18 protein-coding genes and 1 pseudogene are annotated in these 15,576 nt (G+C 72.9%); 11 read left to right on the top strand and 8 right to left on the bottom strand.

The genetic code is table 11. The annotated features are described in order from the left end of the window. Positions 1-22: 22 nt before the first annotated feature. From ACTWQI_RS14680 to ACTWQI_RS14695, 4 genes are all read left to right on the top strand, one after another. Entirely contained in the window at positions 23-280 is a 258-nt protein-coding gene (locus ACTWQI_RS14680) for a hypothetical protein (protein WP_443270567.1), read from the top strand. 188 nt (positions 281-468) lie between these two features. After that, positions 469-930, top strand: coding sequence for a hypothetical protein (locus ACTWQI_RS14685; RefSeq protein ID WP_443270569.1), 462 nt, complete (start codon positions 469-471; stop codon positions 928-930). 107 nt (positions 931-1,037) lie between these two features. Then, on the top strand, positions 1,038-1,592 hold the full coding sequence (locus ACTWQI_RS14690; protein ID WP_443270571.1) for a GNAT family N-acetyltransferase: 555 nt from the start codon (positions 1,038-1,040) through the stop codon (positions 1,590-1,592). A 203-nt stretch (positions 1,593-1,795) separates the two neighbouring features. Next, positions 1,796-3,544 (top strand): DUF5107 domain-containing protein, encoded by a 1,749-nt coding sequence (locus ACTWQI_RS14695; RefSeq protein WP_443270573.1) that lies wholly within the window; start codon positions 1,796-1,798, stop codon positions 3,542-3,544. Here ACTWQI_RS14695 and ACTWQI_RS14700 read toward each other — a convergent pair. The 5 genes from ACTWQI_RS14700 to ACTWQI_RS14720 form a co-directional block, all read right to left on the bottom strand. Next, the gene (locus ACTWQI_RS14700; protein ID WP_443270575.1) at positions 3,520-3,906 is read right to left on the bottom strand and encodes a VOC family protein; all 387 of its coding nucleotides are present in this window, start codon (positions 3,904-3,906) and stop codon (positions 3,520-3,522) included. The two genes, ACTWQI_RS14695 and ACTWQI_RS14700, sit on opposite strands and share 25 nt — an antisense overlap. A 72-nt stretch (positions 3,907-3,978) precedes the next feature. Then, positions 3,979-4,740 carry a methyltransferase domain-containing protein gene (locus tag ACTWQI_RS14705; RefSeq protein ID WP_443270577.1) on the bottom strand — a complete coding sequence of 254 codons (762 nt, stop codon included), beginning with the start codon at positions 4,738-4,740 and terminating at the stop codon, positions 3,979-3,981. Positions 4,741-4,961: 221 nt separating this feature from the next. Continuing rightward, positions 4,962-6,485 (bottom strand): bifunctional phosphatase PAP2/diacylglycerol kinase family protein, encoded by a 1,524-nt coding sequence (locus ACTWQI_RS14710; protein WP_443270578.1) that lies wholly within the window; start codon positions 6,483-6,485, stop codon positions 4,962-4,964. A 58-nt stretch (positions 6,486-6,543) separates the two neighbouring features. Next, positions 6,544-6,984: a CBS domain-containing protein gene (locus tag ACTWQI_RS14715; protein ID WP_443270580.1), complete on the bottom strand. Its 441-nt coding sequence runs from the start codon at positions 6,982-6,984 to the stop codon at positions 6,544-6,546. A 158-nt stretch (positions 6,985-7,142) separates the two neighbouring features. After that, complete coding sequence (locus ACTWQI_RS14720; protein WP_443270581.1) at positions 7,143-7,526, bottom strand: DUF2795 domain-containing protein; 384 nt, start codon at positions 7,524-7,526, stop codon at positions 7,143-7,145. A 243-nt stretch (positions 7,527-7,769) separates the two neighbouring features. Here ACTWQI_RS14720 and ACTWQI_RS14725 point away from each other — a divergent pair, with 243 nt between their 5' ends. The 6 genes from ACTWQI_RS14725 (at position 7,770) to ACTWQI_RS14750 (ending at position 10,843) form a co-directional block, all read left to right on the top strand. Next, positions 7,770-8,015 carry a DUF6158 family protein gene (locus ACTWQI_RS14725; protein WP_443270582.1) on the top strand — a complete coding sequence of 82 codons (246 nt, stop codon included), beginning with the start codon at positions 7,770-7,772 and terminating at the stop codon, positions 8,013-8,015. A 332-nt stretch (positions 8,016-8,347) separates the two neighbouring features. Beyond that, complete coding sequence (locus ACTWQI_RS14730; RefSeq protein ID WP_443270584.1) at positions 8,348-8,515, top strand: hypothetical protein; 168 nt, start codon at positions 8,348-8,350, stop codon at positions 8,513-8,515. Next, positions 8,512-9,009 (top strand): phage holin family protein, encoded by a 498-nt coding sequence (locus tag ACTWQI_RS14735; protein WP_443270585.1) that lies wholly within the window; start codon positions 8,512-8,514, stop codon positions 9,007-9,009. Before ACTWQI_RS14730 ends, ACTWQI_RS14735 begins: the two co-directional genes overlap by 4 nt. Further along, positions 9,006-9,347: a DUF3618 domain-containing protein gene (locus ACTWQI_RS14740; protein ID WP_443270586.1), complete on the top strand. Its 342-nt coding sequence runs from the start codon at positions 9,006-9,008 to the stop codon at positions 9,345-9,347. Before ACTWQI_RS14735 ends, ACTWQI_RS14740 begins: the two co-directional genes overlap by 4 nt. A 3-nt stretch (positions 9,348-9,350) precedes the next feature. Beyond that, a complete protein-coding gene (locus ACTWQI_RS14745; protein WP_443270587.1) occupies positions 9,351-9,611 on the top strand; it encodes a DUF4235 domain-containing protein in 261 nt (86 codons plus the stop codon). Between the two features lie 422 nt (positions 9,612-10,033). After that, positions 10,034-10,843, top strand: coding sequence for a SigB/SigF/SigG family RNA polymerase sigma factor (locus tag ACTWQI_RS14750; protein ID WP_443270589.1), 810 nt, complete (start codon positions 10,034-10,036; stop codon positions 10,841-10,843). A 29-nt stretch (positions 10,844-10,872) separates the two neighbouring features. Here the strand turns inward: ACTWQI_RS14750 and ACTWQI_RS14755 are convergent, their stop codons facing one another. Next, positions 10,873-12,177 (bottom strand): PAS domain-containing protein, encoded by a 1,305-nt coding sequence (locus ACTWQI_RS14755; protein ID WP_443270591.1) that lies wholly within the window; start codon positions 12,175-12,177, stop codon positions 10,873-10,875. A 389-nt stretch (positions 12,178-12,566) separates the two neighbouring features. Here ACTWQI_RS14755 and ACTWQI_RS14760 point away from each other — a divergent pair, with 389 nt between their 5' ends. After that, positions 12,567-13,871: an aminotransferase class I/II-fold pyridoxal phosphate-dependent enzyme gene (locus ACTWQI_RS14760; protein ID WP_443270593.1), complete on the top strand. Its 1,305-nt coding sequence runs from the start codon at positions 12,567-12,569 to the stop codon at positions 13,869-13,871. 116 nt (positions 13,872-13,987) lie between these two features. On the opposite strand, the gene ACTWQI_RS14765 is transcribed toward ACTWQI_RS14760, so the two are convergent. Continuing rightward, positions 13,988-14,599: a DedA family protein gene (locus ACTWQI_RS14765; protein ID WP_443270737.1), complete on the bottom strand. Its 612-nt coding sequence runs from the start codon at positions 14,597-14,599 to the stop codon at positions 13,988-13,990. A 44-nt stretch (positions 14,600-14,643) separates the two neighbouring features. Next, positions 14,644-15,427, bottom strand: a pseudogene (locus tag ACTWQI_RS14770) (MBL fold metallo-hydrolase). Between the last annotated feature and the right edge of the window lie 149 nt (positions 15,428-15,576).

Here is a 15,576-nt window from a genome sequence, read left to right on the forward strand (position 1 = left end):
TCCCGGAAGAAGGTTCCCGGACATGAACGCCAAGACTTCGACGGGCAGAAAACCGGGCGGCGGGCGCGGGGCAGGGCGCTGGGCCGACCTCATGACTCCCGCCAGGATCGCGCTCACCGTCGTCGCGGTGCTCGGCCTCGTCTTCATCTTCGAGAACACCCGGCAGACCAAGATACGTGTGCTGATCCCCGAGGTCGTCATGCCGCTGTGGCTGGCGCTGCTCATGACGGCCCTGATCGGCTTCCTGTGCGGCGGCTATCTCTTCGGACGGCGAAAGTGAGGGGAGCCGCGGCCCTCGGGCCGCTCCTCGTCGCCACGTTCGCCGTCACGTTCGCCCCAGCGGTGTCCGGAGCACCCCCCAGAACCACGGAAACCGTCAAGATCACCAAAAAGCCTGCCATCACGCCTCCTCACGCTGCGGCGGGCCCCGGCCCCACGGTTCCGGCCGGGCCCAGGCCGCTGCCGGACATGGTCGGCAGGCGGGTGCACGCCGCCCGCGCCGCGGCCCGGGCCGCGGGCTTCGCCGAGCCCCGCACGTACGACGCCCTCGGACGGGACCGCCGGCAGGTGGTCGGGCAGCAGTGGAAGGTGTGCACCCAGGAACCACGCCCCGGCCCCGTCGAGCCCACGGCCGAGATCACCCTCGGTGTGGTCAGGCTCGACGAGCCCTGTCCCGGCACCGGCCCGCGGGACACCACGATGCCGACGGGTCTGCCGATGCCGGACTTCCGTGGCCGACCGCTGTCCCGTGTCCACGACGAGGCCGGCACCCGGACCGTCGTTCATGCCGTCGATGTCAGCGGTCAGGGGCGTATCGTCCGCTCCCCTTCGGGCTGGCGGGTGTGCTCCCACCGTCCGGCCGCGGGCGCGGTGTTCACGGGCAAGCCGATCAAGGTCATGGTCGTACCGTCTCGGGAGCGCTGCCCCTGACGGATGCGGACGCCGACAGTGGCGCGGACACGGACCACGGACACGGACAGGGGACACCGGCTGTCAACGCCGGCGGGGCCCTGCGCAGGGGTCCGTATGATGGGCCGATGCCCGACCTCGCCTTTCTCGCCGCAGGGACCCATGTGGGAATCCGGTACATCACGCCGGAAGACCAGGAGGAGTTCACTGCGGGCGTGCGGGCGAGCGCGGAACTGCACCACCCCTGGGCCTTCATGCCCACCAACGCCGAAGAGTACCGGCGATGGACGGCGAAGTTCGCCCTGCCCACCAACGAGGGCTTCGTGGTCTGCGAGCGGACCACCGGCAAGATCGCCGCGGGCATCGCCATCAACAACATCGTCCGCGGCGGCTTCCAGTGCGGTTCCGTGGGTTACGGCGCCTTTGTGCACGCCGCCGGGCGGGGCTGGATGACCGAAGGGCTCGGTCTGGTCGTGCGGTACGCGTTCGGGCCGCTGGGCCTGCACCGGCTCGAGGCCAACATCCAGCCCGCCAACGAGGCGTCGCGCCGGCTCGTCCGGCGCCTGGGCTTCCGGCTGGAGGGCTTCTCGCCCGACTTCCTCTTCATCGACGGCGCGTGGCGGGACCACGAGCGCTGGGCGATCACCGCCGAGATGATCGACGACCGGCCCGCTCCACACTGACGACCACCTTGCGGTGACCGCCTAGGCCCGGTCCGGCCTGATCGACCGGACAGGACCTAGCTGCTCCGACCTCCGCTTGTTTTCGACCATCGGCTCAACTCCCGCCGACAGACGGCCTGTTCAGTCTGCCCGCGAAAGTGTTCCATGGTCATCGGGGGGCGCCCGGCGAGGCGGCGGCCCCCGGACGAGGGAGCGAGGTTGCCGTGCCCACGACCGTACGACGGACCGTACTGACCCTGCCCGGTGTTCCCTTCGGACGGGAAAACCCCCTGGCCGCACTGCAGCCGCTCGACGCACTCCACAGCATCGACCAGCGTGGGGACCCCCGACAGGACGGAGCCTGGGGGACAAGCCCCCCACGGTGGGCAGCGGGAGAGTTCCCTTGGATCGTCGACGAGCACTTTCGCCCGGGGCTGCCCACCCGGCAGTTCGCTGACGACGGCCACGACCCCCGCCCCCTCGACCTCGACGCCATCGTCGTCGAGAACGACCGGCTGCGAGCCACGGTTCTTCCCGGCCTCGGCGGCCGCCTCCACTCCCTCCACCACAAGCCCAGCGGGCGGGAACTCCTCGACCCTGGCTCGGTGTTCCGGTCCGCCACCCTCGCACCCAACGGCGCCTGGTTCTCCGGTGGACTCGAGTGGAGCGTCGGCCCATGCGGCCACGCCGCCTCCTCCTGCGCCGCGCTGCACGCCGCCCGGCTGCCCGCTCCCGACGGCGGGGAGATGCTGCGGCTGTGGGAGTGGGAGCGGAGCTGCGACACGCCGTTCCAAGTCGACATATGGCTGCCGGACGATGCGGACTTCCTCTACGTCGGCGTCCGCATCCGCAACCCCCACGACCGGCCGGTCCCCGTCGCCCGGTGGTCCACCGCGGCCGTCCCCGCGGCTGCTCTTCTCGAGGCGGGCGCCGAGTTGTCCTGGCTCGAGGCGTACGGGCCACTGACTGCGGAGCCGTCGGCCGTCCACGGCGGGAACTGGGCCGCGGCCCATGCCGAGGCGGAAACCCGCCTGCAGCAGGCACCGCGGCGCGTCGACGCGGCGTACACCGCGTGGCTCCCGAGCGTCGACGACGAGCCGAAGGAGAGCCTGGCGACCGGCTCGGGATGGGGCGCGCTCGAAGTGGCGCGCGCCGCGTACGAACTCCCGGGCACCCCCTTCCATGAGTCCACCCTCGGCGACGAGCAGCGGCCCTGGCTGCAGTTGCTGCTCACCGGTGCACTGCCGGAATCAGGCCCGGCGAACGACCCGGGCACCTCGCTCGTCTCCCCGGCGTGGCGGGCTCTTCTGGAGGAGGCCCGGCCCGGCGCGTCGGCCGAGTACCACCTGGGAGTCGCCCAGTGGCACGCGGGTGACCGCGCCCAGGCGGCGCGCAGCTGGCAACGCTCGCTGTCCCGGGCCGAGACGCAGTGGGCCTTGCGCTGCCTGGCGGTTGCGGACGCGGAGTCGGGTGCCCCGGACCGCGCAGCGGACCGCCTGCTGCGCGCGGTCCGTATCGTCGCGGCACAGTCGGGAGCGAACGCCGACACCGACACACGATCAGGCGCAGGCGCGGCGCCCGAAAGGCCTGACGCAGGGCACCCAGACCGGATCCTCGCCGTGCTCGGGCACGAGGCCATGGCCGCGCTGCTGGCGTGCGGGCGGACCGCCGAGGCGCGCGACGTGCTGGAGTCCATGCCGCCCGGGATCCGCGAGCGTGGCCGCTTCCAGCTCCTGCGGGCACAGCTGCTGCTCGCCCAGGACGACGCCCCCGCCGCCCGGGCCGTCTTCGACGCGGGATTCGCGATGGCCGATCTGCCTGCGGGCGGGGAGGCTCTGGAGGAGACCTGGTACGCGGTCGCGGAGCGGCTCGTCGCCGGGGACGGCCCCGTGACGAGCGAGGCACAGGTACGCGCCCGCGCCGAGCACCCGCTGCCGCGGCGGTACGACTACCGTGACAGGCCGGCCGGCTGACGTTCCGTCGGACCCGGCCCGCCGCGGTCGACGTACTCGAACACCGAACCGTCGGGGTGGCGGGCCAGCAGGTTCCGGCCCACCGGAGTCGGCAGCGGACCGGCGATGATCTCGGCGCCCACCTCCGTCAGCGCCCCCAACGCCTCGTCCACGTCCTTCACGGCGAGCGTGGCCACGACCTTCCGGAGCACTTCGAGTTCGTGCTCCGGCCCGCTCATCAGCAAAAAGGCGCCCACCGCAGCGACGGAGACACCGCCGCGCTGGAAACGCTGGGCCCGGCTGCCCGTCAGGCGTTCATAGACACCGACTGCGGCCTCGAGGTCGTCGACGCACACACGCAAGGTGGTTCCCAAGATCTCCATACGGACGAGCCTAGTTGGCCCCGCCGGGGCACGAGATCGCTTCCTCCGGTTCGGGGACGACACCGCTGCGGGCTACCGGCAGAGTGCTTCGCCGTGCAGCACGGCGAACCAGCCGTCCGGCCGTTCGCACCAGGTGCGCCATGCGTCCGCGATCCGCTGCAGGTCCGCCTTCGTGGCGTGGCCGCCGTCCACCGCGCGCCGGGCGTAGTCGGATTGTGTCGTACGGTCCGCCCACAGGCCGCTCCACCAGGCGCGTTCCTCGGGCGTCGCGTAACACCAGGTCCCGGCCGTGGCGGTGATGTCCTCGAAGCCGGCCTGCCGCGCCCAGGAGAGCAGCCTCCGGCCCGCGTCCGGCTCGCCGCCATGGGCGCGCGCCACCCGCCGGTACAGCTCCAGCCAGTCGTCCAGGCCCGGCACCTGCGGATACCAGGTCATCGCCGCGTAGTCGCTGTCGCGCACCGCGACGACGCCGCCGGGCCGACACACCCGTCGCATCTCGCGCAGCGCTCGTACGGGGTCGGCGACGTGCTGGAGCACCTGGTGGGCGTGGACCGCGTCGAAGGAGTCGTCGGGGAAGTTCAGGTCGTGCGCGTCGGCCGAGGCGAACTCGACGGTTTCCAGGCCTCGTTCGGCAGTGGTCGAGCGGGCCTGGTCCAGGATGTCCGCCGCCGCGTCGACGGCGACAACCCTGCCGGGTGCGACCAGCGCCGCCAGATCGGCCGTGATGGTGCCGGGACCGCAGCCCACGTCGAGCAGGGAGAGGCCGGGGCGCAGCTCGCCGATCAGATAGGCCGCCGAATTGGCCGCGGTGCGCCAGCGGTGCGAGCGGAGCACTGACTCGTGGTGACCGTGCGTGTAGACGGCCGACCGCCCCGCCGCATTCCCCCGAGCATGCTCCGGAGCGTTCCCTCGGGCCCTTTCCGGTGCGGTTTCCGGCATGGCGGCTCCCCTCTCGACTGTGCGTCAGCAGGTGTCGCCAGGATATCCCGGGCATCTCGTTATTCGAGAGTGGCGTATCACGATACGGACAGGTCATGGCTTCGGGCGCCGGCTGGTCACTCCGGCGCCGGGCGGTAGACCGTCAACGCCTCCGGCAGCGTGTCGATGACGAACGCCGGCGGGGCGGGCCCGACCTCTCCGTCGTACGCCATGTCCGTGCCCGCCGGCAGCCCCGAGATCCGCAGCCGTCGGCAGCGCGCCGACGCGTACACCGGTGAGCGTCTCAGCACCCCGGTGACGGCCGCGGTCAGCAACCGGGTACGGGCGAAGTGCCCGGCGTGCGCGATGCGGATGTCGAGCAGGCCGTCCGCCAGGTCGTAGCGGCGTACCGGCGCGACGCCGACGCCGACGCCACGGTAGGCCCCGTTGCCGGCGAACAGCAGCCACATCGACCGCCGCCGCCCGTTCACCTCGGCGGTGACCGGCCGGGAGGTGCGCAGCACCCGCACCACGCCGAGCAGGCTCGCCAACGGGCCACCCAGCTCGTCCTCCCAGGACTCGCGCACGCGCACCAGCTCCGGATAGCTGCCGAGGCTGAAGGTGTTGAGGAAGTGGACCGGTTGGGCCGGATGCCCGGTCTCCGGGGTCATCCGGCCCACGTCCACCCGCACCGCGCTGCCCGAGGCCACCGCGGCGCAGGCGTCCTGAACGGTCTCGATCCCCAGATCGCCGGCGAAGTGATTGAAGGTCCCTCCCGGCACGACGACCAGAGGCACGGCGTGCTTCAGTGCGGTCGTCGCCGCCGCGTTCACCGTGCCGTCGCCGCCGCAGACCCCGAGCGCTCCACCGCGCCGCCGTGCATCCCGCGCGGCCTCGTCCAGCACCGTCCGCAGCGGCCCGGCATCCGCCTCGTAGCGCACCACCTTCGCCCTCGGCAGCGCCGCGCGCAGCTGCCGTATCGGGTCCCCGAGGGCGGTCGGCAGCGCTCTGGATGCCGTATTGACCACGACGACCAGGCCAGCGCCCTCGGGCAGCGCGGGTGCATCGGCGCGCGGCCTGGCCGGCGGCGGCAGCTGGAACCGCGACGGTACGAGCCCGCGCACCGCGAACGCCGCACCCGCGCCCAGCGTCGCGCCGGCCAGCACATCGCTCGGATAGTGAACCCCCGTATAGACCCGCGAGAAGGCCACCGAGGCCGCGACGGGCGCCAGTGCGGTTCCCCAGCGGCGCGATTCCATCGCGGCTCCCACCGCGAAGGCCGCCGCGGATGCCGAGTGCCCCGAGGGGAAGGACGTGGTGAACGGCTGGTGCCGCAGCCGCCGGATCAGCGGAACCTGGTCCAGGACGGGGCGTGCCCGGCGCGCTGCCTGTTTGCCCAGGGTGTTGACCGTGGCCGAGGCGAGCGCCAGCGAGGCGACCCCGCGCGCAGCCGCCCGCCGCCCCGGTCCGCCGCCCGCCGCCCACATCCCGGCGGCGATGCCGAACCACAGCAGACCGTGGTTGGCACTCCGGCTCAGCCGGGGCAGCACCGGCTCCGCCCCAGGCCAGTGGCGGGACGCCACCCGCTCGAAGAGCATGCGGTCCTGCACGCTCAGGAACGTGCGGATGCCGGGTCTGCCTCGACTCGTCGGATCAGCCATGCACGACGCCTACCCGCCGACGGCAGTGCGATGGGTCGTCGTCACCGTCCAGGGCCGGTCAGGTGGGGAAGGTGCCCGGCCAGCTGTCCGGGGCTGCCCGGCTGATGTCCGCCAGGGCGGAGTCGGGTTCCTGCTCCTGAGCCAGGTCGCCGATGCTCACCATGCCCATCGGCAGGTCGTTCTCGACGACCGGCAGTCGCCGTATCGCGTGGGTCCGCATGAGGGTCACCGCCGTCGACACCGTGTCGTCCGGACGGACCGTCACCGGCTCGGGGGTGCACACCGACTGGGCGCTCACCGTGAGCGGATCCACACCGTCGGCGACAGCGCGGAGCGTGATGTCCCGGTCGGTGAGCATCCCGATCAGCCGGCCGTCCTCGGCGACGAGCACATCTCCGATGTCCTGGGCGCGCATCAACTGGGCCGCCTCGACGAGCGACGCGTCGGGGCGCACAGCCGTCACGGCCGGGGTCATGACATCCCTCACGTACTGTGCCATGGCAGTTCGCCTTCTCTCGTACGGTGGTGCTGGGTTGGTACGGAGTCCGTGATGCTGCCCGCTGTACCCGTCGCCGGATGGGCTATGCGGCCGACGTGAGCCCCTCCATGGCGAGGGGCCCGGAGCCCGGACTCGCAGGTCCGGCGTCGGACGTCCCGTCACGCGCGCGTGCGGCGGCCGAGAGCCGTGACCACCTCCTGCACATTGCCGTACGTCCGGTCCGGTGGCAGCTGGTTGACCACCTCGATCAGCCGGTCGGGTGCGTGCCGTTCGGTCAGGGTCTGCAGCAGCTGCCGCCGCTTGGCCGGGAAGGGCGTACGGCCGAGGTGCCGTGCCAGCTCGAACCGGAGCGCCTCGGCGTCACCGACGGCTCCCCGCACCGGGACGGGACCCGCCGCGACCTCCGGGTCGTCGTCGGCCGCGGGCTCGGGGTCGTGCCATTCCTCGGACCGGGTGGGGTGCCCGGAGCGCAGCAGTCCCTGCAGCTCGTGCTTCATCTCGTCGTCCCGGTGCACGTTGAGCCGGTTGCTTCCTCGCTCCATCTCGACCTCCTGGTCCTTGTGCTCTTCCCCCCGGCTCACACCGGTCGCCGCAACCGCCGCGAACAGCGCCTCGTCCGTGACCGGGCCGGCGACGCGAGCTGCACCACGCTCCCTCCGTACGGATCCCCACTGGTCCCCGCGGACCGGTGTCGGCCGCGCCGACCGGGTACCCGGCCCTCGGGCAGCAACACGGCTGCGCTGCGTGGCCGGTCCGGTTCACGCAGGTGACGGAAGGAGTGCCCGATGGGCGACCCTCGACGGCGGGGCGGCGGCGTCGATCCGGCCGAACTCGACGATCACCACCTGCTCAAGGAGCTCGAGACCATCCACCGCACCCGCCACGAGACCCTGCTGTACGGATCCGCTGACGCCCTGGTGGCGCACAGCTCGCGCATGGCGGAGCTGGAGGCGGAGTATCTGCGGCGCCATCCCGACCGGCAGGTGGTGTCCGGGCGGACCCGGCGGGGCGCCCGGTCCCGGTGCACCTGAGAGCAGAGGGTCGGAGGAGACGCATGGCGCAGGTGTGTTTGGACGGTGCGGGACAGGGGACCCGGAGCTCGGCCGAGCGGCCGTGAGTTGGGAGCAGGGGGCTCGGGCCCGGGAACGTCAACGAACCCGGGCCCGAGCCGTGTCCCCGGAGTCCCCGGAGTCGTGGTGGGCCATCGGTCTTCGGGTGGACGTTCCTCCCCCAGCGGTAGCTGGGGGAGTGCCCCGGGCCCGATCACCCGGAAACGTTTGATCTGTGCGGGCCGGGTCACTCGGTCCGCAGACCCGCCGCCTTCAGCATGAGCCCGGCGGGCGCCCAGGGAAGGACGAATCCCATGGTGTTGCTCGCCCTACTCATACCGATGGCGATGCTCGGCATCGTTCTGGCACTCAGCCGGTACGAGGAACTCGTACTGACACCGTCGGCGCCACGAGGCCGCCCGTCCGGGCGGCTGATCAAGGTCCAGTCGTTCACCGTGCACGAGGGAGGCGAGACCAGGTGACCCACACCCTGCATCGCACCAAGCACCGGGCCCGTGCGGAGAAGGCCGGCCGCTCGGCGCCCGGGCAGCCCGCCGTAGGTGCGGAACAGCGGATGGCCGCCACGCCGAACGGGCAGCAGTCGGTGGGCGTGCTCGTCAAGCAGGCCAGCGAACAGCTGTCCGAGCTGGTCCGCAGTGAGCTGCGGCTCGCGCAGGCGGAGATGACCAGCAAGGGCAAGCGCCTCGGCCTCGGCGGCGGGCTGTTCGGCGGCGCCGGACTGCTCGCCTTGCTGGGCCTCCAGGCCCTGGTCGCTACGGTCATCGCCGCCTTCGCCGTGGCGATCCCGGTCTGGGCCGCCGCTCTGATCTTGACCGGAATGCTCTTCTTCGTGGCGGCCGTCCTCGCTCTGCTCGGCAGGTGGGTGACCCGCCGTGCCACACCGTTGAAGCCCGAACAGGCGATCAGCGGAGTCAGAGCAGACGTCGAAGAGATCAGGGAGAGGGCGCACCGATGAGCCACACCCCCGAGGAGATGCGCGGCCAGGTGATCGAGGCCCGCGAGCGGCTGGCGGCAACGGTGGAGCAGCTGGCGGCCAAGGCCGACGTGAAGAGCCGCGTGCAGCACAAGGCCGCGGACGTCAGGGAGCAGGTCCGGCACACCGCGTCCGACGCCGCCCACCGGGTGCAGGACAAGACCCCCGCACCGGTCCGGGCCGTCGCGTCGAAAGCGGCGGACACCGGGCGGCGCCGGCCCGCACCGGCCGCCGTCGTGGCCGGACTGGCCCTCGTCGCGGTGCTGGTCGTCCGTGGCAGGCGCGGCAGGTCCCGCCGCCTGGGCGGCGGGAGGAGCTGAGCCGTGGGCAGGGTGATCTACAAAGTGCTGGCCACTGTGGCCGGCCTGATCGGCGGCATGATCGCCGGCGCGATCTTCAAGGCCGTCTGGAAGCATCTTCCGGGCCAGGACCAGGCGCCCAAGGCCACCGACGAGGACGCCACCTGGCGTGAGCTGCTGCCCGCCGCGGCCCTTCAGGGCGCGATCAGCGCGGGTGTACGGGCGACCGTCCAGCGCGGCGGCGCGACGGGCGTCCGCCGGCTCACCGGCACCTGGCCCGCCTGAGCGGCCACCCCACGAGCCCGCACGAGACCCGTACGAGCCACCGCACCAGCCACCGGCCGCGCCGCGGATCACCCCGCGGGGCGGCCGGTGCGTCGTGCGCACGCGACGAGGCCGCCACGAGCGCCTGATCAGCGCCCCATGGCTCGGATGCAGTAGCGGTCCGGCGGGATTACCGTAGATGGAGACCCGCCCGGCATTTCGGACACCTCAGATGGCGAGGCGGCCCCCGGGAAAACCCACGGGGCCCGCTCCGTGATCAGTTTGTCCCCTGTCCGCTCGGGCAAGCGAACACCGTGCTTCGGACCGAAGGCACGCCCGCGGGAGCAGCGGCTCTGCGCTCGCCCCGGGTGCGTCTTGTCCCGGGCACCGGCGCAAACCGCTCCTGTGGTGAATACAGACCGCCGTCCAGGGAGCTGTTCCCCATGACGACCGCACGAGTACAGGCCAAGCGCCCCTCAGCGAAGCACCCCCACGACGACGCGCCTGACACCTCGGCCGAGTTCCAGGAAATCGCCCACCTGCCCGACGGGCCCGAGAAGGAGGCACTGAGGCAGCAGGTCGTGGAGGCTTGGATACCCATGGCCGAGCGACTGGCCCGCCAGTTCCGCAACCGTGGAGAGTCCCTCGAAGATCTCGAACAAGTAGCCGTCCTAGGACTGGTGAAGGCGGTGATCCGTTACGACCCCGAGCGCGGCACGGCGTTCGAGAGTTTCGCCGTGCCCACCGTCGTCGGTGAGGTCAAGCGCCACTTCCGCGACCACATGTGGGGCCTGCACGTGCCCCGCCGGGTCCAGGAACTGCGCAATCGCGTACGCCTCGCCCACCGCGAGCTGTCCCACTCGCTCGACGGGCGCGGCCCCAGCATCCGGGAGATCGCCGACCACACCGGCATGACCGAACACGAAGTCCGCATCGGCATGGAGGCCCTCGACAGCTACACCCCGCTCTCGCTCGACGCCGAGCTGCCCGGCTCGGAGGACGGCTACTCGCTCGTCGACACGCTGGGCGACCAGGAGTCCGGTTACGACCTGGTCATCGACCGGGAGGCACTGAAGCCGAAGCTCAGCCGACTGCCGGAGCGCGAGCGACAGATCCTGTACATGCGATTCTTCTGCGACATGACGCAGAGCCGGATAGCCGAACAGCTCGGCATCTCTCAGATGCACGTCTCACGGCTGATCAGCCGCACCTGCGCATCGCTCTGCGACCAGGTGATGGCCGATTCGAACTGACGCCGGCCGCGAAGACCCCGGGAAACAGGCTACGTCGGGAGGGGCGGGGCCTCGCGCCCCGCCTGACGCAGCGCCACAGCCAGATGCCGTGACATCCGGTCGACCACCCCGGCCTCCGCCATCTCGAAGGCCCGCCGCCCCCGCGTACGGAACAGCGTGAGCGCCCCGAGCGGGGGCGTCGTCTCCCCGAAAGAAGGCGGCAGGCACAGCGGCACGCACAGCAGTGACGTCACATGGGCCCGTACGAGGACGGACGCCCCCGAGGCGTCATGGCCGAAGGCGTCCGGGTCGTCCGGGCGGACGCGCAACGCCGAGACGCCGTCCCGGACCGCGTCCACGACCAGCGGGCAGTCGGCGGGAGCCTGTTGTATCAGGGACGCCTGCTGTTCGTGGTCGGGGCCGAGCACGGCGATCCGGCGCAGGGGCCAGCCGCCGGACTCCTCCCCGGAACGACCCTCGGCGAGGTCGGCGATCACCCAGTCGGCGAACCGGGTGTACAGCAGCCGGGCAGCGCCGTCCAGCACGGTGGCCCGCCCGGCCGGCTCGATGCGGAGCAGCTCCGCCGTCATGTCGTCGAGCAGGTCCATCAACTCGGCGTGGCGGGAGATCTCGGCGAGGTCGGGCCGGGGTGCCTTGGCCACACGGGGACGCGGCTCGGCCCGCTCGCCGTCCGCCGGCGACGTCGTGGCGGCGGCGGCCGGGGGGACGCCCTGCGACGCGGGCTTGGCCTGCGGCACGGGCCCCCGGTCGGGCGCGTCGGTGCTCGCCGCGTCCTGGAACACGACGAGGACGGCAGGTCGGGGCTCACCTGGGGGGCGCAGCGCGGTCAGCGTGGCCCGCAGCGCGCCGCCGTCCCGGTGGCGGGCGCCGTCCACCGGCAACAGCCGCACCTCCAGACTGCGGTCGCCTTCGCCGCGGGCCACCGCGGCCACCTGGGACCGGAACGCGGCCCGCCCGTCGTGCGCCAGCTGGCCTGTGAGGGCGCGCCCGGTGGCGTAACCGGTCCGGACGCCGAAGAGCTCGACCGCGGCGACGTTCAGCCGCCGTACGACCGTGGTGTGGTCGACCAGCGCGACCGGGAGCGGCAGCCGCTGGAACAGACCGCGCAGCAGCCGGACCTCCGGCTCGTCGCGCCGGCCGCCGTTGCGCTGCACCGCCGCGGCCAGCTCCTCGTAACGGGGCCACAGCACCTCGGCGACGTGCTGAAGTTCGAACAGGGCAGCGTCGAGGGCGGCGCCGCGCTCCTCGGGAGGCAGCGAGCGCGCCGACCGCAATTCCTCGATCCGGCTGCGGAGGTCCGACAGTTCCGCTCCGAACTCCGACGTCTCGGCCATGAGCCAACGGTAACCGCTGCGGGTGCGCTTTCCGCCGCACGCCCACACGGCGTGCGGCGGCTCTGGCCAACGCCTGGCGCGGCGGGCGCGGTCGAGCGCGAGGCGGTGGCACGGCCCCGCGAGCGTTGCGCCGGCGGGCGCGACCGCAGTCGGGTGCGGTCTCCCGGAGGCGGCGGTTCGCGGCGGCCGTCCGCCGACCAGTGCCCGGCCACCATGCCGGCACCTCGGCGGGTCGTGCCACGCCGGTCCCGCAAGGACGGCGTGGGGCCGCTCTTCGGCGACCGGTGCCTGGGCTTCGGCACGGCCCGTGTCGTCTTGTTGCCGCGCTCCGCTGTTCTGGGATGGTGGGCTGGGGGAGGGTGGCCGGATCGAGCCGTTGGAGGTAGGGGATGCAGCGGACCGCAGCGCAGGGGCGGGGGCCGGCTCCGTTCGGGCCCCCGGCGTCCTCGCCCGGGCTGCCGGTGCTCCCGGAGCTCGCGAAGCAGCTCGCCGCCGCGGCCGGGAGGGAGCAGGAGCCCGTCGGGGGCGACGCCGCGGTGCTCGAGTCGGCCTGCGGCTACTGGTCCCGGCGCGGGCTCATGACCGACACCTCCCACGTCACGGCGGCGCCGGGAGCCGAACCGCTGCTTCTCGCTCTGCTCGCCGCCACCGGCGGCGACGTACTGCTCTCCCGGCCGTGCGCCGCGTGGTACGTGCCGCAGGTCCGGCTGCTGGGCCGGCACGCGTACCACGCGCCCACCCCGGCCGAGTGCGGTGGCGTCCCCGACCCCTTCGCGCTCCTCGAGACCGTACGCCGGGTGCGCGAAGAGGGAGGTGACCCGCGCGGCCTGGTGCTGTCCGTGGCCGACGACCCCTCCGGGACCGTTCCGCCACCGGAGTTGATGCACGAGGTGTGCGAGGCGGCCGTCGCCGAAGGCCTGCTGATCGTCAGCGACGAGACCCACCGCGACACCGTGCACCATGACGGCGACACCGTCCTGCTGAGCCCCGCCGAGATGCTCCCGGCGGACGTCGTCGTGATCGCCGATCTCGGTTCCGCCCTCCTGCCGCACGGCTGGCCCGCCGCCATCGCCCGCTTCCCCGGTACCCGGCGCGGCGCCGAGCTGCACGCCGCGACGCTGGACGCCATGGCCGGACTGCGGGCCGTGCTCGCCGGACCGGTCGCCGCCGCCATGGCCTTCGCCCTGACCGAGCCCGAGCCGGTACGGGCCCGGGTGCTCGCTTCCGCCCGGCTGCACGCCGCCCTCGCCTCCGCCGTCCTCGATGTCGTCACCCGCGCGGGCGTCCTGTGCCGACCGCCCCAGGCGGGCAGTCAGCTCTACGTCGACCTCGACCCGCTGCGCCCCGCGCTCTCCGCCCGCGGAATCACGGACTCGGTCGAACTCGAGGACCACCTCACGCAGCGCATCGGTGAGCCGGTGCCGGGCGGGCACCGCTTCGGGGACGGCCCGGACTCGCTGCGCGTACGGCTGTCCACCGGAACGCTGCTGGGCGCCACCGACGAGGAGCGGCTTGCGGCGCTCGCCGCGCCGGATCCGCTGGCGTTGCCGCATGTGAGGGAGGCGCTGCGACGGCTCGCAGCGGTCTTCGGCGAGTTCGCAGGAACGCACGACAACTCGACGCACCACAACACTCCACAGGGCGGTGCGCCGCAGGACAGCGCGCCGGGCGTCAGCGGCGGACGGGACGCGTGAGCAGCCGACGCCGGCTGATTGCCGACCTGGTGACCTGGTGACCTGGTGACTTAGCGACTTACCGACCTGCTGAACCCACGGGCCCGAGTCCCGCTCGTAGGGAAGGCCTGCGCAGCTCAGCTCGCGCCGGCCCGACGCGACGTCACCCGCCGCCACACCGACGGCGTCGCGCTGATCACCACGGTCAGCGCCACCACCGCCACCACGCCCTCCCACGGCTCGGCGAAGAGCGACCCGCTCAGGATGCCGATCAGGCCGTACGCCGCGGCCCACGCCAGGCACGCCGGCGCGTCTCCCTTCAGGAACCGCCGGATCGGCAGCTGCGCGAGCAAACACGCCAGCATCACCGGAATCCGTCCCGCCGGCAGCAGCCGGGAGACCACCAGCACCGCCACCCCGTGTTCATCGAGCCTACGCCGGGCCGTCTCCAGCCGCTCCGGCGTGGCCCGTTCCCGCAGCCGGTCCAGCCGGCGCGAGCCATTCCTCGAGTCGGCTCCACGACTGCCCAGCCAGTAGAGCCCGATGTCCCCGAGGAACGCCGCGAGTGCCGCCACCCCGAAGACCAGCAGCAGTGAGAACGGCGCCGTCTGGTTGAAAGCCACGACGGCCGCCGAACTCACCAGCGCACCCGTCGGCACCACCGGCACCAGCGAACCGAGTACGACCAGCAGAAACAGCGACGGATAACCCACCGCCTGCTGAGTCGACTCCGGCGGAACCGCGCTCATCACCTCGTGCACCACATCGCTCACGTCGTGCACCGCATCGCGGATCACCGCGCGAGCTCCGGCCGCACGCTCTCCCCGTGCCCCAGCCGGTGCACCGCCACCCCGGGCGCGAGCAGCGCCGCATGCCGTACGAACTCATCGCCCGGAGCGTGGAATTCATGCGGCCGGACCGCGTCCAGGCCGATCGGCCAGTAGGTGCCGTAGTGCACCGGCACCGCGCTGCACGGCGCGATGCGGGCCAGCGCCTGGGCCGCGCGTCGCGTCGAGGTGCCCCGGGCCGAGGTACGGACCCCAGCCGCCGACCGGCAGCAGCGCCACATCGCACGGCCCCACCTCGTCCGCCATCCCGTCGAAGAGCCCGGTGTCGCCCGCGAAGTACGTCCGAGCCTGGCCGCGCACCACATAGCCGAGAGCGGGCGACCGATGCGGCCCGTACGGCAGCCGTCGCCCGTCGTGCGCGGCCCGCACCGCGCGGATGACCACATCGCCGACCGCGACCTCGTCGCCCGGAGCCACCTCGGCGACCCGCAGCCGTCCGCGATCGTCCGACAGCCGTCGCAGCCCGGGCACCGCCTGCCGCGCCCCGAGCGGTACGACGAGCAGGGTGCCGGGCCGGAGGCGGGAGAGCGAAGGGAGATGAAGGTGGTCGGCGTGCAGATGGGAGACGACGGCGACGTCCGCGACGGCGGCCTCGGGCGGCGGGAGCGCCCCCCGGCGGCGGCGCAGATGTGCGAGCCGCTGGACGAAGAGGGGATCGGTGAGCACCCGGACCCCGGAGTCCGCCACGGTCGCTGTGGCATGCCCCCACCAGGTGACCTCCACCGGCATGCGCCACCTTCCGTCGCTCCCCGCGCTCCGCACTCTCGAGCGTAAGCGCTCCGGACGTCAGGAACGGCGGAGGCCAACGACCCGGAGCGGTGGGAGGCGTTGGTCCTCGGGTCGCGGTCGGCCCGGGTGCTGCCGCGAGGCGGCACGGC

The organism is Streptomyces sp. KR80, from assembly GCF_052245555.1.
Classification (GTDB): domain Bacteria; phylum Actinomycetota; class Actinomycetes; order Streptomycetales; family Streptomycetaceae; genus Streptomyces.